A 21,978-nucleotide genomic window follows, 5' to 3' on the forward strand; every position below is an offset into this window, starting at 1 on the left:
ATCCGCCCATGAAAATATCATGAATGCGAATCAATATCATTATTGATAATTCTTATGGATATGTTTCAGGTAGGACCAAGCTCACATGTTCAATGACCAACATTTTGATTTTTCACCTTTCAGAATTTCAGCCCTGACGATTGCCATCGCAGCTTCACTCTCTTTCCCTTGCAGCAGCCATGCGGCAGAAGCAGAGCAGCACCTTGACGAAGTGGTCGTCTGGGGTGCCAAAGTCTCCAGCTCTTCTGAATTCATGACTGACGAAGATATTTCCGTTCGCCAGGCCGATCACCTCTCAGACTTGCTGCGGGATATTCCCGGTGTTGACGTAGGCGGCACGCATTCCGTGAACCAGCGCATTAACATCCGCGGGCTCGGTGAGACAGATCTGGATATCCGCCTGGATGGAGCTTCACAGTACGCCAATATGTTCCACCATGTCGGGAATCTGACCCTGAACCCAGACATCATGAAAGCAGTGGATGTCCAGGTTGGGGCAAACTCAGTCCTGAACAGCGGGCTGGGCGGTTCTGTGATGTTTGAGACCAAATCCGCCAAAGATCTGCTGCGTCCCGGAGAATTGTACGGTGCGCGGATTTTTGCCGGATATGGCAGCAACGCCTTCACCCAGGGCTCGTTGTCCCTGTATGGACAGCTTACTGAGTCGCTGGATGCACTCTTCTATGCCTACCAGATCGACCGGGACAACTTCAAAGACGGAAACGGAACAGAAACCCTCGGTTATGACGGCACTGTAGACGATATGATGCTGAAGCTGGGCTGGGAGCCTGCCGCCAATCAACGGCTTCAGTTCACCTATGACCGCTATCGCGATAAGGGTGACTATAATCCCCGGCCGGATATGTCGACCGCAGCCAATAACGGCCTGACACAGGACCAGCTCGCTCCGACCCACTATGATCGCGATACCTTCAGTGCCCGCTACCATCTCGATCAGGGCGATGCACTGGATCTGTCCGTCACGCTTTACCAGAACCGGATTGAGCTCAAGCGTGACGAATCCGGACTCATGCCCTGGCCGTCAAACCGGCAGAGTCTGAATACCGCTGAAAATATCAATACCGGAACGACAATCCTGGCCGTTTCCAGTGTTGATCTGGCTGATATGCGCCACACCTTCCGTTATGGCGGCGAAGGCAATATTCAGGACAGCAAGAGCCGTTACGGCACGCAGCCGAAAATGAATGAAACCCTGACGGCATGGGCGCTCTATCTCGAAGATAGCATCCGGATAACCGATGCGTTCACCGTCACCCCCGGCCTGCGCTACGATGCCGTCGATCGGGATGCCCTGACCGGTGAGAAGACGTTTGATGACATCAACTGGGCACTGGCCGCAGATTATGACGTCAATGAGAACCTGACGCTGTTTGCCAGCACCCGCTCTCTGTTCAAAGCTCCGCCGCTGCTGGAGACCTTCGTCAACTTCCAGGACGTCACTTTCCTGGCCGAAGACATCAAACCAGAAAGCGGCCAGAATACTCAGGGAGGACTGCGCTGGAGCCATCACCAGGGAAGCAGCAGCTATGGTACAACCCTGACGGTATTCAAAACCCGGCTGGATGATTATCTGGCCAACGAATACCGTGACGGGAAGTATATTTTCTTTAACAACGGTGATGCTGAAATTAAAGGGTTCGAGACCAGCCTCTACTATGGCTATGAGGCGCTGATGGCGAAACTTTCATACGCTAGAGCAGATAACAAAAACAAAACCAATCACACCCCGATCATTGCTTCAAATGGCCGCAGCAGCGACGTGGGTGACAGCATCGGCCTGGCGCTGGATTACAGCCTGTACGATTACGATCTCTATCTGGGATACCGGGGTCAGTTTGTCCTGAAAGAAGACAACGTCCTGCCGGGCACGCCAGTCAAAGACAGCTATGATGTTCACAACATTTACGCGCAATGGGCTCCGCAGCAGATCGACGGTATGGTCATGACGTTTGGTATCGACAACCTGTTTGATGAAGCCTATGTCTCACACGCCTCCCGCTCAGGTCTCGCCCGTGGACTGGACACCGCTGATCTTGAACCGGGACGCAACATCAAGATTTCAGCCTCCTATCAATTCTGACAGCAATTCATGCCATCTCGGATTTCCCTGCCAGCATACGAAAAAGCCGCCCATCACAGGCGGCTTTCATCGGTTAATTCAGAACTCAGCGCTTATTGCTCAGCACTGACAAGCTGCTGCTCCGTCGCCGGAGGGAGTCTGTAACTCCCCTGCCGATAGAGCTTACCGCCCAGCAGTGCGTGGGCCAGTGCACGCTTGGATTCGATCTCGGAAACCGAAGCAGGTGTCATGGACTGAGCCGCAAAATCATAGTGATAACCAATCGGCGCTTTACCCGGCTGAAGAACGACCAACTTATCCTTGGTCAGATAACCAAAGTTCTTATCGAACTGCATCATGGCACGCTGGTATTCCGGTGCGACGGCTTTTGTCATGTCATGACCGATCATCGGGGAGGTATTATCCGCACCAATCAGCGACAGCAGCGTCGGAGCCATATCAATGTTACTTGCCAGACGGTCATCCTGACGCGGCTGCACATCCCCCCCCAGGATCAGAGCCGGAATGTGGAAACGGTCAACCGGCACCGGCACTTTCCCTTCTGCACGGGCGTCATGGTCTGCAATCACAATAAAGATGGTGTCTTTCCAGTATTCAGACTGCTTGGCTTTCGCGAAAAACTCACCCAAGGCTTTATCTGAATATTTCACCGCATTGTTACGGCTGTGCTCAGGCTGTTCATACAGTTCAATTTCACCGTCCGGGAACTCATATGGTGAGTGGTTACTGCTGGTGAAAACCAGACTGAAGAACGGCTGATCGGTATTGTGCAGACGGGTAAATTGCTGATCCGCCATCTGATACAGATCCTGATCCGACGCGCCCCATGACCCTACGAATTTCGGGTTTTCAAAGTCCGGCAGGTCAACGATTTCCTCAAAGCCATTCCCCAGGAAGAAAGACTTCATGTTATCGAAGTGACTTTCACCACCATAAATAAACTGGGTATGGTAGCCCTGCCGCTCCAGCAGTTCTGCAATGGTGTAAAAACCGGTCTGGCTTTTACTTAATTTCACGACGGCCCGCGACGGCGTTGGCGTAAAACCAGTTGTCATCGCTTCGATCCCGCGCACAGAGCGGGTGCCGGTGGCATAAACCTGCGTGAAGTTCCAGCCTTCCTGCATCAGCTGGTCAAGATTCGGCGTCAATGGCAGACCACCCAGTGCGCCGACAAAACGCGCACCCAGGCTTTCCTGCAACAGAATCACCAGATTCTTTTTACCTGCAAAAGTCGGCAGGTTGGTATTCAGCGTCGGAATGTCATCTGAAATAAAGCTGTCTGGTCGGCCAGATGCCTGACGAACCGTTTCAACAACCTCTTCCAGCGGCATCTTGCCATAGAATTCTTCTGCATTTTTCTCTGAACCCATGTTCTTCGCCGCAAAAATCACGGAGTAAGCAGAGTTCAGGGTCAGGTCATTCAACAGCGGGTCCGTTGAAAATGCGACCATTGCCGGGTTCAGCGGGCGATGCTGAAACGTTGAACGGGCTCCCATCACACCAAAAGCAAGCACAGCAATTGCCAACACCGGGCGCCAGTACCATTTCGGTGCCTTCAGATCACGCACAGCGTAACCGCTCAGCTTCCAGCCCAGGAACAGGGTCAGCAAAGTGCCCAGCAGACCAATTGCCAGCTCTGCCTTATAGCCAACCCACAGCATGCTGAATACTTCTTTTGGATAAATCAGATATTCCAGAAACAGACGGTTCGGACGCAGATTATATTCGGTAATAAAAGTAGGCGTCGCCAGTTCCATATAAACCATCACCCAAAGACCAGCCACCAGCCAGACTCTGAGCAGGAACACCCAGATTTTTCCCAGAACACCCTGAACAGGCAGTAACGTTGCCAGCAGGGAAGGTAATAAAAGAAGCCAGCAAAGTGTCGAGATATCGACTCTGACGCCTTGCGTCAGAATCATCATCCAATCTTGCCAGCCCGTCACGTGTTCAGCCTGCCAGGCAGTCAGAAGCACACGGGAGAGACTCAGGAAAAACAGAGAAATGAGAGAAAACAGGATGACAGGGAACATCAAACCTGTTTTTTGTTTCAGCTTTTGCATTAGAACTACATCCGAATAAACGGCATCCGGAAAACGGACTACCAGTACAGCTTCAATAAAATCGCCAGCCAGATCCCGCCGGCAAGAAGCAGCGAAACAAACACTGCCGCAGAACCAATATCTTTTGCACGCCCACTCAGCTCATGAATTTCGCTGCCGATCCGATCAACCACAGCTTCAAGCGCAGAGTTCAGCAGCTCCACAATGACAACCAGGAATAAACTGGCAATAAGAAGGATGTGTTCAACGAAACTGACAGGCAGAAAAAATGAGATTGCAGTGAGCAGCACAAGCAGACAAATTTCCTGACGGATTGCGGCTTCGTTTTGCCACGCCGCTTTCAGGCCTTGCATCGAATATCCCGTTGCCTTGACGATGCGAACCACCCCAGTGTTACCAGGCTTCATAGTGTTCCTTGTCTAATTTTAAAGTCGGACAAAATAGTGAAAAATTGCTTTGATGTCAGCAGCAAGTTGCTCAGTTATGAGCTTACTCCAATTCAGACTGACCTCGTTTTGTCATTTTGTGATGTTTAACACGCCTCCTGAGATATTTCGTCAGAACATCCAACTCAAAATGGCCCTATCCTGACGACAGTTCCTTAAGAATGCCTTAAGAATTGAAAACTCCCGGCCCAATGCTGAACCAGGTCCGCTAAACGGGGAGCTGCCGGCCGGTTTTCACCGTCCTGATCGCCAGATTGGTATGGATATCCTTCACCATCGTTAACATCTGAAGCTGACGGACAAAAGCCTCGTAATGCGGCAAATCTCTGGCGACCACCTCGAGCAGGTAGTCGTAAGCGCCTGAGATAACATGCGCACTGATCACTTCGGTCATTTCACACATCACTTTCTCAAATGCATCAATCGGCTGATCATTATGGTTATTCAGGCTGACATTCACGAAAAACGTCATCATCAGTCCCAGCTTTTGCCTGTCCAGAGTGGCCTGATATCCAGAAATGATGCCGTCTGATTCCAGTTTTTTAATTCGTCTGGCACAGGGCGACACAGACAGACCGACTTTATCGGCGATCTCTGCCGTACTTTGTCGCGCATCGCGTTGAATTTCCTGCAAAATCTGCTTGTCTTTTTTATCCATCATCCTTGCTGCCTGCGTTCTGTCACTGAATCGTCAACGACGTTTGTTTGGGGAAAGAGAAAACAAACTAAAATTGGATGAAATATTAGTAATATTTACCAAAAATAAAAACAATGAGGGCTGATTTTGCCAACATTTCTCACTGAGATTTGTTGATACTGGAGATATCTCAACAGTCAGGATAACACCAATGCAAAAATCCGCCTCTACACTGCTGACAGGGCTGTCAGCGATGATGATCACATTGCTGATCTGGTCCGGTTTTTTCCTTTCGCTTCGTGCCTCCACGCATTCAAATCTCACCACAGCTGACATCGCTCTGATTCGCTTCGTTCCGGCAGCTGTACTGTTCAGCTGGTTATGCCGGTACAAGTTCAGACGCATCCTTCAGACACCGAAACGCTATTTGCTCCTGATCTGCTGGGGAGCTGGCCTGCCTTATTTTTTAATTGCCGGACAAGGCTTACAGTATGTTCCGGTTGCTGATGGCGCTTCACTGATCCCCGGAATCCTGCCGCTGTTTGTTTCAGGGATTGCAGTTTTCTGTTACCGGGAGACCATTTCACCAGCCCGAAAAGCCGGACTGGTGCTTATCGCCACTGGTGTCGCGGGGTTTGTAGCCAAGTCATTCGCTGCAGGCCAGCCTGGTATGCTGCTCGGATACAGCATTTTGTTGTTTGCCAGTTTCAGTTGGGCGTGGTTTACCATCGCGATGCGATTATCCGGACTCACTGCGATGGAGGGCGCTGCTGTCATTGCCATTTCAGGCTGCCTTTTATTAGCGGCAGGCGCTCTGAGTGGTCAAATGTCCTTCAATCTGCTGGCTGCAGACCATCATGAGGTGTTTTATCATTTTCTGGTGCAGGGGGTCGGGGTCGGTATTATTTCCAGTCTTTGTTATACCATGGCAATTTCAAGGCTGGGGGCAGAAGTCAGTGCAGCTCTGGGCTCATTTACGCCAGTCCTGGCCGCTTTAATGGCCATTCCTTTATTCTCTGAACCGCTGACGGAACAAACCATGCTGGCGATGGCGCTGATTGTGATGGGTGCTCTGGCTGCCAGTGAAGTACTGTCCGTTCAACAGGGCAGCCTGCTGAAAAAATTACGCAGACAACGCGCGGGGTGAAATTAGGCCACCCCCATCATGCTTTTATATGTCTCGACGGACTGCTCAAAAAAAGCACGTTCGTCGTCATCAGCAATTTTTTCAGCCTGATTAAAAAACACCTCCGGACCAGCTTTGCCGTTTTTCAGCTGCCAAACGGCATAAGCTGCCTGTTTATCCAGTTCCACTCGGTTTTTTTCTGAATCCGACAGCAAACACAAATTATGCATGATGTATCCCTAAAGTGAGGTGTGAGTCGCTTAAGGTCGACATAGTATCGAATTTCGTATGAATGTGAAGCCTTTCACTCGCTCAGAAATATCCCGGACACAAAGACTAAAAACCCAGATGTGAAGACACCACCCAGGTAAACACAACCACGACCACAGTAATCAAAGCTACACTGATCACCGGATTGAGTGTCCGCTGGCTGGGATACCGGATTGCATCCATCACGGATGGTTCATCGGTATGTCCGCTTCCCGTCCCGGCCTGATTCAGTTGCGACAGTCCTTCAGTGATACAGTCCTCTTCGCTATCAATGACCTGCGCATCAAACCAGCGCTGGCGATCAACCAAAAGTTCGGCAGGCACTTGACGCGGGGGACCGAATTGTCCGGTTCTGGGTTCTATCACGCTGAGCACCATCAAGTCCCGTGACTCTCCCCAAACCCAGCAAGGTAAGTAATTGCCCTGAATGTTGACCCGGCAAGGAAATGGATAGGCATCACTGGTCAGCAGCTGATTCACCGGCATCCCGGTATGCTGGAGTGCACTGTGTGCACTTTCCAGCCAGGGCTGAATGGCATGACGATACATATTCTGGCGGAGAGGCAGCAAGCGAGACAGGCCACGCAGCACAAATGGCTGGTACTCCGATCGGATATGCTGCTGCAGCCATAACTGCTGCGCAGGCTGCGAGTCCTGCAATGCAAGAAACACAGCCTGGCAGGTTTTCTGATAACGTTCATAGTTTGTCATATTCACCTCCGCAGCCACCCTATACCTAAAGTTTAAGTGTTTCTGGTTCGCTGATCGTTGATCTCGCTGCGGGTTTCACGAAGATGAGATTTTTTGTGAAACACAGTTACAAACTAAAACCTACGCTCAGCAAAATGGCATTATTGTCCACATCGCCCATATCACGGTATTCATAACCCAACGACAAATCCAGCAGTGGAATGATCCCTAGTACGAATCCGGCGCCGCCCGCGAATCCCCATCCGTCATCGCTGTGTTTTACCCCGGCCAGCTTGCGATCAACTTCGTAATAGTTTCCGCCGGCTCTTGCGTAGATACTGCCGACCAGCAGCGGGATATCGGCCTGCAGCGTAATCGGCACAGACGTATAATCAATGTCGTTTTTTGCTGTGGTTAAATCTGAATCCACTTCCCCGCTGCCAATAGCCAGCCCGGCATTGACGCTGAAAATACTGGTCAGGCGATATGATGCATCCACACCGTATTCATAGCCGTAATCAGAATTGCCATCGTACTCCAGCCGCGCAGCACCAGCGTGCGCGCCAACTGACAATCCCAGAATATCTGCACTGGCTGGCAAGCTGAGCATTCCGATTGCCAATGACATCCATACTTTTTTCATGGTCATGATCCCTTCGAAGAAAAAGTCCAAAACAGTCTGTGCCCCATAAACCTTTAGTCCATTTATCCACTTTCGCCAACTAAAGCTGCCGGAAAAACAATCAGATACTGGCAATTTTCATGACTCTGTCACAAACACAGTTTTTCCTCTCGTAAAAATGAAATCGATTACACTTGTGTGATTGTAAAACTTTCAGGCACTTCCCGTCGTCAAAGTATTAAAATTCAAAGTTTTTGCATTAAATTACTGTTAAAAAAAGAAATAATGCTTATTGAGTATTTTCATTCCTCACTTTTTGAGTCCAGAAAATCGAATAAAAAGCAAACGATTCGCTTCATGCTTTCAACAGAATTAGTAAGTAATGCTGGATTACACCGCAGATAATCAATAAAATGTGATCGATTTCAAAAGTTAAGGGGCATAACTTTCCTAGACTGGCCCCAGATTCAACGACAGCCTTTTGGCATGCTTTCATTTATTGCCGCCGCTGTGTTGAAGTTTTTCAGACAAGATGTACCGCTGAGTACGACATACAGAGGGTAAACACATGAACGAGATTCTGCTCGCAACTGTTGCAGGATTAATTGTAGGACTGTTCTTCAGTGCGGTGAAGCTGCCATTACCAGCGCCACCTGTTCTGCCTGGTATTATGGGTATCGTTGGTGTTTACCTCGGTGGTATTGCGTACCAGGCAGTAGTTGAACGTTTCTTTTCATAACTTTTTTTACGAATAACTTGTCAGGAGTCCGCTATGGCAACCCCGCATATCAATGCTGAACTTGGTGATTTTGCAGAAACTGTACTGATGCCAGGTGACCCGCTGCGCGCGAAACTGATCGCCGAAACATACCTGGAAGATGCTAAAGAAGTGTGTAATGTCCGAAACATGTTCGGCTACACCGGCACTTACAAAGGGAAGAAGCTTTCTGTCATGGGCCATGGTATGGGTATCCCATCCTGCTCAATCTATGTACACGAACTGATCAAAGATTTCGGCGTGAAAAACGTTATTCGTATCGGTAGCTGCGGTACTGTGAGCGATGATATCAAACTAATGGATATCGTGATCGCAATGGGCGCATCAACTGACTCGAAAGTAAACCGCATCCGTTTCAATAACCATGACTTCGCAGCCATCGCAGATTACCATCTGCTGGAAACTGCAGTGACTGAAGCACGTGAGCAAAATGTACCGGTTCGCGTTGGTAACGTCTTCTCTGCTGATCTGTTCTACAGCCCTGAAGCTGACCTGTTCGACAAAATGAACAAACTGAACATTCTGGGTGTCGACATGGAAGCGGCCGGTATCTACGGCGTTGCTGCTGAGCTGGGCGCAAAAGCACTGACGATTCTGACTGTTTCAGATCACATTACCCGTGGTGAGCACCTGAGCTCTGACGACCGTCAGAAATCTTTCCACGCGATGATGCAGGTTGCTCTGGAAACCGCGATCAAAATCTGATGCGGCACCGTTCTGACCTGCCCGTCGGGCGGGTTCAGAATGGCAAAGGCGGCCCATAAAGTCGCCTGAAACCCAAGGATTAGTCAGCTCAAGCAAGGCATCCCGCCTGTCGCAGCTCAATATTTTGTAATATGTGGCGTCTTACACAATTTGAAGCGGGTAACCCCGGGCGACATTGCAATGCCTGACCGTTTGGGCCAACTAATGGGTGCTGAGTCATCGTAAGCGGTAATGACTCGGCACCTTTTTCTATGATGTTATCGGAGTGGGGCTCGATGATGACCAGCCAAAGACAATCTGCATCATTGCCGCCAGCCAGTGGCCAATGGCAGTTTAATCATTGCAAAACGGTCCATTGCCGCAATTTTGGCTCCCATAATCCCGACGATTACATCATTCAGCTGACCAACCCAAACCGTCCTTCATTCATCTGCAAAGAATGCGGTGCATTTCCGCCGTTGATCAGTAATCAGAGTGTGGTCGCCGAATGGCGGTACCTCAAACTTCAGCAAAGCTGCGGATTACCCGCCTGTAACAACCTGAACTGTGAAAATCTGGGGCTGCCGGTGCTGACTCACCGCCACCTCTATCACGCCTTTGGCTACAGTGGTGATCGTCAGCGGTATCGCTGCAAATCCTGTCAGACAACCTTTGTCGATCGCTGGTCCGGTTTTAATCCCAAGCATCAGGTTCAGCAAAAACTGCTTGCACTGCTGTTTACCGGTCACCCGATCCGGGATATCTGCCGGCGCCTGAGCATGAATCCGAAAACCTTCTATGATCAGCTCAACCATATTGCCAGCCGTTGCCGACGACAGTTGTCTGTATTCGATGCCCGTCTGTTACAAAACCGATCGCAACTGGCACTGGCCTGTACGCTCAGTCCGTTACAGCCTCATGCTGAGAACGGAGTAAACTGGATTGCCAGCTGTGAAGCTCATTCCGGGTACGTCCTCAGCCAGCATATCAATTACCATCCGGAAGATACGGGTGACGCTGCGGCAATTCATGATCCGTACAGCCCCAATGCCCGCTTCATGGCAAAACCCACCCAGACGGCGACGGTCTCTGCACCTGTCACGACTCAGGGTTTACTGGCTCAGGTTGATGCGAAATACCGTGAGGTGCTGTCGAGGCCACATCTGGAAGACCCAACCAGTGCTCTGAAGCTGAGCCACTTTCCGGCCAAAGGCAAACTGGTGCGGCCGCAATACGCAACCTACGCACATTTTCTGCAGTTAAACGAACTGGTCAGCGAAGACACCCAGCTCATGCTGTTTATGCCGCAGGAACCTTTATTACGTTCCGCTTGCCTGTCTGTTTTTCTGGAGCGGATTCGTTCCGGCACCATTGAGCCTGTCTATGTCGAAGAAGATCACGATTGGCCGCAAGGACAGCCAGCAGGCAGAATCGATATCGTGCTGCTCGGATGGTGGCGTGACCGGTGGGCATTCACTCGCATTGATCAGGTCAGTAAAGGGATCTGCCATTTGGGCGGAGAAAAAGATAATGAAGCCCGGTGGCTGCAACTGGCTTCGCACAGGGCTGTCGACGAGTATCAGCAACGCTTTTATCAGCAGTTCGCACAATTGGTGGACGAACCGCGCCGCAAAGCGCGGCCCGGGGGATTGCTGCCTTTGCTGGATATTTACCGCGCGTGGCATAACCTGTGTCGTCAGGATCGTCAAGGCATGACCCCGGCACAGCAACTCAGGCTGTTACGCTCCCCGTTAACTCTGGAGCAATTACTGAACTAATCCATGGTAAAACGCTGCTTACCCGAGTCAATCCATAATTATTGTCTGGCGCCTTTGCCGCCCCATTCAATGACCTGAGCGGGTAAACATCCTGCCGATATCCATTATCCCGGAATACAGAGTTTCGAATCACATCTCGCTGCACTCATTTTTTTGAAGTGGCAGGAATCTCCGGAAACCGATACAAATAAGAATCGCCTGTCCCTCAAATCGGTAATATCGCTGCTCAGCTCTCTTCTCCGCACACTCACTCTTTGGCATAGTCATACTTTGAGAGTATGCTTCGATTAAGTCGCGAATCAATCGAGGTCAAATGGTGATAAGGATTGTCCCCAACCGAATAAAACCGATTCTTCTGGTCAGCATGTTGGCTGTCGGAATCATTCCGTCCTATATCTATGGTTGGATCAGCAGTGAAAAACTCAATGAAGTTGCACTGGACAGAATCGCCAACGGAATTAATGCGCGAAATACGATTGCAGCGCAAAGTCTTGACCAGACTTACACCCTCAGGCTGAAAAACCTCTACCTGCTCAGCCAGTCTCCGATGTTTTCCCGACCCTCGTCGCAAATCAGCCAGTTCTTTTACAATTTCAGCCAGACCGATACTTCATTCGCAGCCATGCATCAGATACGGCAGCAGGACGGGCAATACTATCTGGCCGCAAGCTCCAAAGAAATGACATCCATCGATACCATTGATGTTCCTGATTTAGCCGCAATTGACACAGCACTCACCCAAAACCAGAGCGAAAAATATATTTCACATCCTCAAGTCAAAAACAGTGAAGCCACTGCTTTTCTGGCCAAAAAAATCCGTCAGCAACCCGATGGTTTCCTGCTGATCGAATATAAGATGGATGACATTAAGCTGCAGCTGAAAAAATTAGGGAGTGAAGTCAGCAGCACGGATAATATTTACCTGACCGACATTGAAGGAAATTTACTCATCACCAGTGATGACTCCCCCCAGTCTCTGAAACAATACCAACAATTTTATCTGGAGAATTTACTGACCGATCCGGGCAAAAGCACATCATTCCTGCCATTCAAGCTCGGGATCAACTATTACAACAATCCGGACGGCGAAGCGATGATTGCCGCGGTTGTTCCTTCTCAGACCAAAGACGCAAATGGCTTGCCCATCTGGGCTCTGGTTACACTGACATCACAGGATAATGCCATCAGCATTATTGATGAACTTCATCATTTTCTGCTGCTCGCATTAGCCATGGTCAGCGTGTTTATTTTATTGCTTTCTATCGGTCTGACGAAACGCATTACCGACCCGATTGCAAAGCTGACCCGTTTTGCGTCACAATTTCGTTTGGGGAATTATCAGCGCAACCCCCACTTTGAAGGCCCTTACGAATTTCAGGTTCTTCATGATGCACTCAACCAGGGCACAGACAAAATTTACGCCGATACCAAACGGCTGAATCAGGCACTGGAAAAAGCCAAAGCGGCCGACAAAGCGAAATCAGCTTTTCTCGCAAATCTGTCCCATGAAATCCGTACGCCCATGAACGGGATGCTGGGTTTGTCGCAATTGCTGCTGAAAACAGAGCTGACCCCGGAGCAGGAGCATCATCTCCACACGCTGCTTGAATCCGGTAAGCATATGATGACTCTGCTCAATGATATTCTGGACTTTTCAAAAATCGAGCAGGGACAACTCAAGCTGGATAAAACCCATTTCCAGTTTACCGATCTGGTCGGTGCAATCGAGAGTACATATTTCTCACTGGCGAAAGAAAAAGGACTCTCATTTCACATTGATTGTGGATTTCCGCAGGAAACCTGGTTTTATGCAGATAAATCCCGTATCCGGCAGATTCTCTTCAACCTCATCAGTAATGCCATCAAGTTCACCGATAAAGGTGAAGTCCGGGTTCGCATGAGCCTGACCCATTTACCGAATGAACAGAAACAACAGCTCAACATTGTGACAGAAGATACCGGCATCGGCATTGCCCCGGAGCGTATCACACACATTTTTGACCCTTTTGCACAGGCTGAAGTCTCAACCAGTCGCCGTTACGGCGGCACAGGTCTGGGCCTGAGTATCGTTCGTCAGCTGGCACAACTGATGGATGGTGATGTTGTACTGACCAGCACCCCGGGCGTTGGTACTCATGTCACGGTCAGCCTTTGCCTGGAGAATGGTATTCCTCAGGAAGAGCTGATTGAACATATTGAGATTGATAAAAAGGCATTTGCCGGGCTGAACGTTCTGGTGGTTGAAGACAATCACCTGAACGTGCTGATCATGGAAAGTTTCCTGAAACAGTGGGGCTTCCACACATTCACCGCTGAAAATGGCCTTGAAGCGCTGACGATGATTCAGAGCCAGACATTTGATCTGGTCCTGATGGATAATCATATGCCGGTCATGGATGGTCTGGAATCCACCCGCCGAATTCGGGCATTGCCTGAACCCTGTTGTATCGTGCCGATTTTTGCCTGCACCGCCGATGCATTTGAAGAAACCCAGCAGAATATGCTCAATGCCGGTGTTGACTGTGTCATTACCAAACCGCTGGATGAACGGAAACTGCTGGATGCCCTGCAACGCTTCCGGCATCGTATTGATTACATGGCATCCTTAAGACAACGTGCACTCACGCAGCCAGATTTCAGCCATCAGTCCGTATTCAGTGATCCGGTTTTCAATACCGATATTCTGACGATCCCTGAAACACAGGAGCACAAGGAAAACAACCTGGAACAGTTTACCCTGATCGCAATGGATGAATTGTCGGAGATGCTGGATCATGACTTGAGCATGATTGCACAATTCCTCATCATCTTCGCTGATGATCACCAGGATTATGACCTGAAAATCCGCCAGGCAATTGCTGAAGGAGATCAAAAAGAGGCCATCTTACTCAGCCACACCTTAAAAGGTGCATCCGCCAGCCTCTGCGCTCACTCACTCAGCGAGGCAGCGATGATCGTTGAAACAACACTCAAAGACGGACAAACCCCGTCAGAGGCGGAGCTTTCGGCGCTATCCAATGCCTTGCAGGCCCTCTGCACTGAAATCCGGAGTCTGTTGGAAACGACAACCTTCGTGTAATCTCCCCGGCTCATCAATCATCTGTTGATGAGCCAATTTTTACTGAGCTCCCCCGATGGAAACGGAATCACCACCGAACATATGATCTCCCCCCTAAACAAATGCTCACAATTTAAAAACAAGAATGATTGATAAAATTGATCGAGCTGCGAATACACTTCGGTTTCATTGTGTAAAATTTGCCTGATTAAGCGAGTTACCCGGGCTTTGAGATTGACATTTTCACTGAAAAATTCAATTATCGGGACATCAATTGTTCTACAGCGATCCATATGTTCATACCTGTTGGATCAGGTGCAGACGGATCCTGACAAGAGCGGTCAACTGGCTAAACTTAAAGCTTGCACAAACACAGCAAAGGTCGAGAGATATGAGCACGAAACTGGAACAACTGCGCGCACTCACTACTGTTGTTGCCGACACTGGCGACATCGAAGCGATTAAGAAATATCAACCGCAAGACGCGACCACCAACCCTTCCCTGATCCTGAAAGCCGCAGAAATTGAACAGTACGCGCCTCTCATCGACGATGCCATTGCGTACGCAAAAGCGCAAAGCAACGACAAAGCTCAGCAAATCGAAGATGCTGGTGACAAGCTGGCTGTAAACATCGGTAAAGAAATCCTGAACGTCGTTCCTGGCCGTATCTCAACTGAAGTTGACGCTCGTCTGTCTTACGACACTGAAGCGAGCGTGGCAAAAGCACGTAAGCTGATCAAAATGTACAACGATGCCGGTATCAGCAACGAGCGCATCCTGATCAAACTGGCTTCTACCTGGGAAGGTATCCGTGCTGCTGAAGTTCTGGAAAAAGAAGGCATCAACTGTAACCTGACTCTGCTGTTCTCTTTCGCTCAGGCGCGTGCTTGTGCTGAAGCGGGTGTATTCCTGATTTCTCCTTTCGTTGGCCGCATCATGGACTGGTACAAAGCGAAAGAAGGCCGCGACTTTGAAGCTTCTGAAGATCCGGGCGTTCTGTCTGTTACCAAGATCTACAACTACTACAAAGCACTGGGCTACAACACCGTTGTGATGGGCGCAAGCTTCCGTAACACAGGTGAGATTCTGGAACTGGCTGGTTGTGACCGTCTGACCATCAGCCCGCAATTGCTGCAGGAGCTGTCCGAAGCACAAGGTGAGGTTGTCCAGAAACTGTCTGCTGAGGTTGCTTCTGAAGAGCGTCCGGCACCAATGACTCACGCTGAGTTCCTGTGGGATCACAACCAGGATCCAATGGCGATTGAGAAGCTGGCGGAAGGTATCCGTAACTTCGCGATCGACCAGGGCAAACTGGAAACCATGATCGAAGCGCGCCTGTAATCCAGCGCAGAATTTTGAGAGCAGCACAACGCTGCTCTCAGTCGTTTTATGACTAACTTGAATTGAGTAAGAAGAATATTATGGATCGTAAAGTACTTGCGAATGCTATCCGTGCGCTGAGCATGGACGGTGTACAACAGGCGAACTCCGGTCACCCGGGCGCACCGATGGGTATGGCGGACATCGCTGAAGTTCTGTGGCGTGACCACCTGAACCACAACCCGCAAAACCCGAACTGGGCTGACCGCGACCGCTTCGTGCTGTCCAACGGCCACGGCTCCATGCTGATTTACTCCCTGCTGCACCTGAGCGGTTACGCGCTGTCCATTGACGACCTGAAAAACTTCCGTCAGCTGCATTCAAAAACACCGGGTCACCCGGAGTACGGTTACGCGCCGGGTATCGAAACCACCACCGGCCCGCTGGGTCAGGGCATCACCAATGCTGTGGGTATGGCGATTGCTGAGAAGTCTCTGGCAGCTCAGTTTAACCGCGACGGCCACGACATCGTTGACCACTACACCTATGCGTTCCTGGGCGACGGCTGTCTGATGGAAGGTATCTCTCACGAAGCTTGTTCTCTGGCCGGTACCCTGGGTCTGGGCAAACTGATCGCGTTCTGGGATGACAACGGCATCTCTATCGACGGTCACGTGGAAGGCTGGTTCTCTGACGATACACCAAAACGCTTTGAAGCGTACGGCTGGCACGTGATCCCTGCGGTTGACGGCCACGATGCTGCAGCAATCAACGCAGCCATCGAAGCAGCGAAAGCAGACCCTCGTCCAACGCTGATCTGTACCAAAACCATCATCGGTTTCGGTTCTCCGAACAAAGCCGGTTCTCACGACTGTCACGGTGCCCCGCTGGGTCACGACGAAATCGCAGCAGCCCGTGAATTCCTGGGCTGGCAGCACGGTCCGTTCGAAATCCCTGCCGATGTTTACGCAGAGTGGGATGCCAAAGAAGCGGGCGAAGCGAAAGAAGCAGCATGGAATGAAAAACTGGCTGCTTATGAAGCCGCTTACCCAGAACTGGCTGCAGAATTCAAACGTCGTGTAAACGGCGAACTGCCAGCACAATGGGAAGCAGAAGCAAGCAAGATCATTGCTGATCTGCAAGCCAACCCGGCGAACATCGCCTCCCGTAAAGCTTCTCAGAATGCGCTGGAAGCCTTCGGTCAGATCCTGCCTGAGTTCATGGGTGGTTCTGCAGACCTGGCACCTTCGAACCTGACCATGTGGTCTGGCTCGAAGTCGCTGACGGCTGATGATGCATCCGGTAACTACATCCACTACGGTGTGCGTGAGTTCGGGATGACGGCCATCATCAACGGTATCGCACTGCACGGTGGTTTCGTCCCTTACGGCGCAACCTTCCTGATGTTCATGGAATATGCCCGTAACGCGATGCGTATGGCTGCCCTGATGAAAGTACAGAACATTCAGGTATACACCCACGACTCCATTGGTCTGGGTGAAGACGGCCCGACGCACCAGCCGGTTGAGCAGATGGCTTCTCTGCGCCTGACGCCAAACATGAGCACCTGGCGTCCGTGTGACCAGGTTGAATCTGCGATGGCGTGGAAACTGGCCATCGAGCGTAAAGACGCGCCAACCGCGCTGATTTTCTCGCGTCAGAACCTGGCTCAGCAAGAGCGCAGCGAACAGCAGGTTGCTGATATCGCAAAAGGTGGTTACATCCTGAAAGACTGCGCAGGCAAACCTGAGCTGATCCTGATTGCCACCGGTTCTGAAGTTGAGCTGGCCGTGAACGCTGCCGCTGAACTGAGCGCAGAAGGCAAGCAGGTGCGCGTTGTTTCAATGCCGTCTACCGACGCATTCGACAAGCAAGATGCGGCTTACCGTGAATCTGTGCTGCCATCTGACGTGACTGCCCGTATCGCCATTGAAGCCGGTATTGCCGACTTCTGGTACAAGTACGTAGGTTTCGAAGGCCGCATCATCGGCATGACCAGCTTCGGTGAATCTGCACCGGCTGGCGAGCTGTTCAAGCTGTTCGGCTTCACCACTGAAAACGTGGTGAGCACGGCGAAAGAACTGCTGGCGTAATTCCGGACACCAGATCATAAGCCCGGCCTTTGGCCGGGTTTTTTTATACCCTCGACACCGATCTGAAAATCTTCTCCTGCTATTTCCATCTCAATGCATCATTGAAATGTGCATCATTTGCAGAAGTGCTCGAATGCTCGTTGCTCTGATCCAGACCAAGATCGGCTCTGAGGTGTTCCGGCACCTCTTGTAAGGAACGAATGCATTGACGTTTCAACTGCCAGATCCGAAGTTTAGAAAATATTTTCTTAACTGATGTAACAACTTGCTGAACAGTCGGGAATACAGGATCATACATTGTCATCATCGCTTTACTACCTGTGTTTATCAAAGTTATGATTAATTTTTATTCAGGACTGCATCTGGCTCAAACGATAGATTCTGACACTCAGTTAAGGAAAACTTATGCTAAAGCCAACAGACCCGCATAAACGCATGCCGCCTTTGCAAGGTTTGTATTATTTCTATCAGGCAGCACACTATGGCAGTTTCAAACTAGCGGCAGAAACCCTGCACGTCACTGCAGCAGCAATCAGCCAACAAATCAGACTTCTGGAAGACTGGCTCGGTACCCCCCTGTTCTATCGCCAGCACCGTAAAGTCGTTCTGACCCCTGAAGGGCAACTCCTGTTCGAACACACACAAAAAGGATTCCAGCAGATCCAGAGTGGCGTCTGGCTGATCAACAACGACCCGGACCCGCAACGCATATCACTCTCCACATTGCCCTCATTTTCGCAGCATTGGCTGGTTCCGCGGATGACATCATTCAGAGCGGAGCACCCCGATATTTCAGTTCTGATTGAGTCCAAAACCGAGCTGGCCGATTTCGAGCAGTCTTCACTGGATCTGTGTATTCGCTATGGGGAAGGCTGTTACCCGAACCTGCATTGTCAATGGCTGATGGATGATCTGCTGTATCCGGTGTGCCACCCGCTCTATCAGGCACAACACCAGATTTATTCCATCCATGATTTACAACGGGCTGATTTGATTGGCGATATCTGGCCGGATATCAACTGGGAACGCTGGCTGGCAACCGTAGGTGCCAAAGGCGGTTCAAGTTCGCTGGCATATGATGGCGTCAATTACGTTCTGGAAGGTGCGCTTTCCGTCCAGGGTGTCGCGCTGGCACGCCACAGTCTGGCACAACGCTATATTGAAGAAGGCACTCTGGTTCGCATTGGTAACATCGCGGTGAAACCCAATTTCAGTTACTACCTGTGTGCTCCGGAAGGTTATTTTAAGCGCGAGAAAGTCCAGATCTTCACTGACTGGATCCGCCAGCAAGCCGATAAATTTCAGCAATCGTTCCCGGCTGACCAGGAAATCCGGCAATTCAGTGACCAGATCATCAAGACAAAATAACGGGGGAGCGGATTGCACCGCAGCTCCCCCCGTCACTGTTTTATGAATTTGCCAGTGCCTGCTGAATAAGTTCAGCGACCGCCTCCGGAGCTGGCAGAGATGGGTGTCCCACCATACGCTGAAGCGACGCATCAAAATTTTCGTGCCACACTGGCTCCACAACATCGTAGCCATCTTCACGCAACTGACTGACATTCCGTTGTACCGCTGGCTTGTTCCACATGACTGAGCCCATCACCGGTAAAAAGTAAACCGGAAAATCTGCTGCAAGAATCACAGTCGTCAAACGGTTGGTTGCCCCGCCTCTGGCAGCCGTTGCCAGCGTATTTGCAGTTGCCGGCATCACCATCAGCACATCATGATCTGCAACGATGCGGGACGGTTTATCTGTCGGCCAGTCTCCCGGCCGCTCTCCGGCTATCACCCGGTCACAATACAGCGCCATACTGGAAGCCGGAATGAATGTCTCCGCTGTGGGGGTCATGAGCACAGTCAGTTCGCAGTCGATCGTGCTTTTAATCATTTGCAGGTATCTTGGCAACAGCATGATATCCACGGAGCCAGACGCGCCAATCAATACTCTTGGCTTCGATGTTTGTTGCTGCTTTTCCATCATTCAGTCCTTTTAGCCATTTTATATTCCCAATCCCGGAAATTGCTGTTCGACGCAGCGCACCCTGTAGCCGGTTTGTTCAGGTCAGCAAAGTATCGAGTGCCGTCATGACATGAAACGGCTGCCGCCCCTGCCTGTCTCTCGGATATCCCAGAGACACTTCCACGTGGGGAATACCATCAATCAGGGTCGAGCCCTGTAAATGCAGATGCCCGTACACCACCAGACAAACCGGAAATCGTGTCAGCCAGTGCTCTACCCGCCGGGTACCACACCAAATCGCAAACTCCTGCGGCTGTAATGCCTGGGTCAGACGTTGCACCATGGGAAAGTGATTCACCAGGATCAGGGGATAGTCTCTGCTTAACGCACTCAAACGCGCTTCGGTGAACTGCACACGTGCATCACACCAGCCCGATATATCCGGGAAAGGGTAAGATTTCAGAAAGTATTCATCCGCACAGACCACGCCGGCACGCCGCGCTCTTTCAAGGCTTTGTTGCGGTGTAAAATCTGCCGGATGACGAAATGAGTAGTCATACAATACAAAAAGAGGTGCAATCAAAAACGACTGGCCGCCGGCGGTGGTATAGACCGGATACTCATCTTCCGGAGTCAGTACACCGTAACGGTGACAGATTTCCACCAGCTGGCGGTATCGCAATTCACCCGGAAGCGCCATCGGCTCCCGGGCAGTACACCAGAGTTCATGGTTCCCGGGTACCCAAACCACCCGGTAAAACTGTGCTGCCAGCGTGCGGATCGCCCACTCAAACTCGGACAGATCATCTGCGACATCCCCGGCCAGAATCAGCCAGTCTGACGTGTTGTCAGCACGGACAGATTCAATGATCCGTTTATTTTCAGGATGAGACACATGCAAGTCACTGGCAGCCATCAGCATCAGAGAAACTCCAGATCTTACAGGGTGCCCGGAGGCGCTTCGCCCCAGCCCCAACGCGGCACTGTATCGCGCTTCGATGGTTTTGCCCCCGGTTGCGAGTTGGCCATCGCTCTTCGGGAGCCCCATTCAATGTAAGCCATAAAGGCCGACCGGAATTCTGGATCGCCAGGCAGTTCCACCTCATCGGCACTTTGCATCATCAGCGCAATCCAGCGGTCCCGCTGTTCAGACTGGATCGAACGGCCCCGATGCTTCTTGAGCATATGTTTAAAGCCCCCTCTCTCATTGGTATAGAGCGGCTCACCACCGAATACTTCTTCAAACCACATGGCAACGTGCACGTGGTGATCAGGCGGCATATGCTCAAACAAAGGCTGAAGCAAAGGGTCTTGCTCAACTTTGGCGTAAAAGACCTTAAGTAAGTTACGAATGGCTTCACGCCCGCCCATCCACTCCAACAGTGTTGGCGGCTGAGGCTGATTCACCTGTTCTTTCTCAGTTACTTCTGTCGCTGTGTCCATTTCAATGTCCTTATTCATGTTTATCCCAGCTCCAATGATGCAATACACCACACCTGATGTTCCTGTTCCTGAGGCGGCTCACCAATGTACATCCGCTGTGTCTGAAACACCGATTCAAAACCATATTGTTCAGCCAGACGAAGGAGTGTCCGATCAGCCTTTTCAGGGACATCCATTGCAACCTGACCACCCGGAGAAACCACGGATAATGCCGCTTGCAACAGTGGCTCAACCAGATCCGGAGAGTTCGCCAGCAACGGACCAATGCGATAGCCATCCTGTGACTGACGCACACCGATAACCCCTTGGATCTCGCCACCGTGACGGATCAGGAATCCATGTCGGGTTTCTCCGGTAAACCAGCGCTTCAGCAATGCGCCCCGGTTCACTCCGGTGCAGCTGGTATCGAATGCCACAATGTCGTCTGCATCTGAGGCATGCACCGGTTCAATTCCTTCCGGACACGGGTAATCCTGATGCACCATACCAACCATGCGCTCAGTATTCCGGTAACCGACAAAGCCCAGTTTGGCGTAGTTTTCAACCTGATTCAGGATTCCGTCCAGACCTGTCACCCGGTCACCACCATGACGAAGCGCACTCAGGCAGAGTCTCAGGCCATGGCCCTGTCCGCGGAACTTCGGCGGAACCAGATAATGTCCGACAAAACAAAAATTTGAGGAAAAGTTCACAACTGAAATTGCCGCCACAGGCTCATCATCGAGATAGCCAATGAAAAACCCTTGCGGATCAACCTCAAAGAACACATCCGCATCGCCGATGCCCATGTCCCAGCCTTCATTACCAGCCCATTCCAGCACGGTTTGCCATTGCGTCAGATCCGCATTCTCGATACGCCATGCACTCAATACTTCCTGTTCATTTGTAACAATATCCATCTTTTC

At 50.8% G+C, this 21,978-nt stretch carries 19 protein-coding genes; 9 read left to right on the top strand and 10 right to left on the bottom strand.

From position 1 onward, the window contains the following. The first annotated feature begins 85 nt into the window (after positions 1-85). A complete protein-coding gene (locus tag L4174_RS21665; RefSeq protein WP_248143248.1) occupies positions 86-2,101 on the top strand; it encodes a TonB-dependent siderophore receptor in 2,016 nt (671 codons plus the stop codon). Between the two features lie 92 nt (positions 2,102-2,193). Here L4174_RS21665 and L4174_RS21670 read toward each other — a convergent pair whose 3' ends face one another. The 3 genes from L4174_RS21670 to L4174_RS21680 all read right to left on the bottom strand — a co-directional run bounded on the left by L4174_RS21670 (position 2,194) and on the right by L4174_RS21680 (position 5,268). Continuing rightward, complete coding sequence (locus L4174_RS21670; protein ID WP_248143247.1) at positions 2,194-4,164, bottom strand: LTA synthase family protein; 1,971 nt, start codon at positions 4,162-4,164, stop codon at positions 2,194-2,196. A gap of 38 nt (positions 4,165-4,202) precedes the next feature. Then, a complete protein-coding gene (locus L4174_RS21675) occupies positions 4,203-4,571 on the bottom strand; it encodes a diacylglycerol kinase (RefSeq protein WP_248143246.1) in 369 nt (122 codons plus the stop codon). Positions 4,572-4,818: 247 nt separating this feature from the next. Then, positions 4,819-5,268, bottom strand: coding sequence for an Lrp/AsnC family transcriptional regulator (locus L4174_RS21680; RefSeq protein ID WP_248143374.1), 450 nt, complete (start codon positions 5,266-5,268; stop codon positions 4,819-4,821). 190 nt (positions 5,269-5,458) lie between these two features. Between L4174_RS21680 and L4174_RS21685 the strand changes: the two genes are divergently transcribed. After that, complete coding sequence (locus L4174_RS21685) at positions 5,459-6,394, top strand: DMT family transporter (RefSeq protein ID WP_248143245.1); 936 nt, start codon at positions 5,459-5,461, stop codon at positions 6,392-6,394. A 2-nt stretch (positions 6,395-6,396) separates the two neighbouring features. Here the strand turns inward: L4174_RS21685 and L4174_RS21690 are convergent, their stop codons facing one another. The 3 genes from L4174_RS21690 to L4174_RS21700 form a co-directional block, all read right to left on the bottom strand. Next, positions 6,397-6,606: a DUF3283 family protein gene (locus tag L4174_RS21690; protein ID WP_248143373.1), complete on the bottom strand. Its 210-nt coding sequence runs from the start codon at positions 6,604-6,606 to the stop codon at positions 6,397-6,399. A gap of 103 nt (positions 6,607-6,709) precedes the next feature. Then, a complete protein-coding gene (locus tag L4174_RS21695; protein ID WP_248143244.1) occupies positions 6,710-7,354 on the bottom strand; it encodes a hypothetical protein in 645 nt (214 codons plus the stop codon). 106 nt (positions 7,355-7,460) lie between these two features. Beyond that, the gene (locus tag L4174_RS21700) at positions 7,461-7,976 is read right to left on the bottom strand and encodes a porin family protein (RefSeq protein WP_248143243.1); all 516 of its coding nucleotides are present in this window, start codon (positions 7,974-7,976) and stop codon (positions 7,461-7,463) included. Between the two features lie 547 nt (positions 7,977-8,523). On the opposite strand from L4174_RS21700, the gene L4174_RS21705 reads away from it, so the two are divergent. The 7 genes from L4174_RS21705 to L4174_RS21735 all read left to right on the top strand — a co-directional run bounded on the left by L4174_RS21705 (position 8,524) and on the right by L4174_RS21735 (position 19,035). Then, the gene (locus L4174_RS21705; RefSeq protein WP_036756827.1) at positions 8,524-8,694 is read left to right on the top strand and encodes a XapX domain-containing protein; all 171 of its coding nucleotides are present in this window, start codon (positions 8,524-8,526) and stop codon (positions 8,692-8,694) included. 33 nt (positions 8,695-8,727) lie between these two features. Further along, positions 8,728-9,438, top strand: a complete 711-nt coding sequence (deoD, locus tag L4174_RS21710) for a purine-nucleoside phosphorylase (RefSeq protein ID WP_248143242.1) — start codon at positions 8,728-8,730, stop codon at positions 9,436-9,438. Between the two features lie 275 nt (positions 9,439-9,713). Then, positions 9,714-11,195 (top strand): lactate dehydrogenase, encoded by a 1,482-nt coding sequence (locus L4174_RS21715; protein ID WP_248143241.1) that lies wholly within the window; start codon positions 9,714-9,716, stop codon positions 11,193-11,195. Positions 11,196-11,559: 364 nt separating this feature from the next. Further along, entirely contained in the window at positions 11,560-14,274 is a 2,715-nt protein-coding gene (locus L4174_RS21720; RefSeq protein ID WP_254589142.1) for an ATP-binding protein, read from the top strand. 370 nt (positions 14,275-14,644) lie between these two features. Next, positions 14,645-15,595, top strand: a complete 951-nt coding sequence (gene tal / locus L4174_RS21725; RefSeq protein ID WP_248143238.1) for a transaldolase — start codon at positions 14,645-14,647, stop codon at positions 15,593-15,595. Positions 15,596-15,675: 80 nt separating this feature from the next. Continuing rightward, entirely contained in the window at positions 15,676-17,667 is a 1,992-nt protein-coding gene (gene tkt / locus L4174_RS21730) for a transketolase (RefSeq protein ID WP_254589143.1), read from the top strand. A 405-nt stretch (positions 17,668-18,072) separates the two neighbouring features. After that, complete coding sequence (locus L4174_RS21735; protein WP_248143236.1) at positions 18,073-19,035, top strand: LysR substrate-binding domain-containing protein; 963 nt, start codon at positions 18,073-18,075, stop codon at positions 19,033-19,035. A 40-nt stretch (positions 19,036-19,075) separates the two neighbouring features. On the opposite strand, the gene L4174_RS21740 is transcribed toward L4174_RS21735, so the two are convergent. From L4174_RS21740 to L4174_RS21755, 4 genes are all read right to left on the bottom strand, one after another. Beyond that, positions 19,076-19,651, bottom strand: coding sequence for a flavoprotein (locus L4174_RS21740; protein ID WP_254589144.1), 576 nt, complete (start codon positions 19,649-19,651; stop codon positions 19,076-19,078). Positions 19,652-19,727: 76 nt separating this feature from the next. Then, a complete protein-coding gene (locus tag L4174_RS21745) occupies positions 19,728-20,552 on the bottom strand; it encodes a metallophosphoesterase (protein ID WP_248143234.1) in 825 nt (274 codons plus the stop codon). A gap of 17 nt (positions 20,553-20,569) precedes the next feature. Then, the gene (locus tag L4174_RS21750; RefSeq protein WP_248143233.1) at positions 20,570-21,073 is read right to left on the bottom strand and encodes a group II truncated hemoglobin; all 504 of its coding nucleotides are present in this window, start codon (positions 21,071-21,073) and stop codon (positions 20,570-20,572) included. Positions 21,074-21,093: 20 nt separating this feature from the next. Further along, complete coding sequence (locus tag L4174_RS21755; RefSeq protein ID WP_248143231.1) at positions 21,094-21,972, bottom strand: GNAT family N-acetyltransferase; 879 nt, start codon at positions 21,970-21,972, stop codon at positions 21,094-21,096. Positions 21,973-21,978: the final 6 nt, after the last annotated feature.

The organism is Photobacterium sp. CCB-ST2H9, assembly GCF_023151555.2.
GTDB lineage: Bacteria > Pseudomonadota > Gammaproteobacteria > Enterobacterales > Vibrionaceae > Photobacterium.

What these genes read in the sequence shown, in the direction of transcription:
- L4174_RS21665 (WP_248143248.1), top strand. Translation starts at nt 86, where the DNA reads ATGTTCAATGACCAACATTTTGATTTTTCACCTTTCAGAATTTCAGCC.
- L4174_RS21750 (WP_248143233.1), bottom strand. Translation starts at nt 21,073, where the DNA reads ATGGACACAGCGACAGAAGTAACTGAGAAAGAACAGGTGAATCAGCCT.
- tal (WP_248143238.1), top strand. Translation starts at nt 14,645, where the DNA reads ATGAGCACGAAACTGGAACAACTGCGCGCACTCACTACTGTTGTTGCC.
- L4174_RS21745 (WP_248143234.1), bottom strand. Translation starts at nt 20,552, where the DNA reads ATGCTGATGGCTGCCAGTGACTTGCATGTGTCTCATCCTGAAAATAAA.
- L4174_RS21720 (WP_254589142.1), top strand. Translation starts at nt 11,560, where the DNA reads ATGTTGGCTGTCGGAATCATTCCGTCCTATATCTATGGTTGGATCAGC.
- L4174_RS21695 (WP_248143244.1), bottom strand. Translation starts at nt 7,354, where the DNA reads ATGACAAACTATGAACGTTATCAGAAAACCTGCCAGGCTGTGTTTCTT.
- L4174_RS21735 (WP_248143236.1), top strand. Translation starts at nt 18,073, where the DNA reads ATGCTAAAGCCAACAGACCCGCATAAACGCATGCCGCCTTTGCAAGGT.
- L4174_RS21740 (WP_254589144.1), bottom strand. Translation starts at nt 19,651, where the DNA reads ATGATGGAAAAGCAGCAACAAACATCGAAGCCAAGAGTATTGATTGGC.
- L4174_RS21715 (WP_248143241.1), top strand. Translation starts at nt 9,714, where the DNA reads ATGATGACCAGCCAAAGACAATCTGCATCATTGCCGCCAGCCAGTGGC.
- L4174_RS21670 (WP_248143247.1), bottom strand. Translation starts at nt 4,164, where the DNA reads ATGCAAAAGCTGAAACAAAAAACAGGTTTGATGTTCCCTGTCATCCTG.
- tkt (WP_254589143.1), top strand. Translation starts at nt 15,676, where the DNA reads ATGGATCGTAAAGTACTTGCGAATGCTATCCGTGCGCTGAGCATGGAC.
- L4174_RS21700 (WP_248143243.1), bottom strand. Translation starts at nt 7,976, where the DNA reads ATGAAAAAAGTATGGATGTCATTGGCAATCGGAATGCTCAGCTTGCCA.
- deoD (WP_248143242.1), top strand. Translation starts at nt 8,728, where the DNA reads ATGGCAACCCCGCATATCAATGCTGAACTTGGTGATTTTGCAGAAACT.
- L4174_RS21755 (WP_248143231.1), bottom strand. Translation starts at nt 21,972, where the DNA reads ATGGATATTGTTACAAATGAACAGGAAGTATTGAGTGCATGGCGTATC.
- L4174_RS21680 (WP_248143374.1), bottom strand. Translation starts at nt 5,268, where the DNA reads ATGGATAAAAAAGACAAGCAGATTTTGCAGGAAATTCAACGCGATGCG.
- L4174_RS21705 (WP_036756827.1), top strand. Translation starts at nt 8,524, where the DNA reads ATGAACGAGATTCTGCTCGCAACTGTTGCAGGATTAATTGTAGGACTG.
- L4174_RS21685 (WP_248143245.1), top strand. Translation starts at nt 5,459, where the DNA reads ATGCAAAAATCCGCCTCTACACTGCTGACAGGGCTGTCAGCGATGATG.
- L4174_RS21675 (WP_248143246.1), bottom strand. Translation starts at nt 4,571, where the DNA reads ATGAAGCCTGGTAACACTGGGGTGGTTCGCATCGTCAAGGCAACGGGA.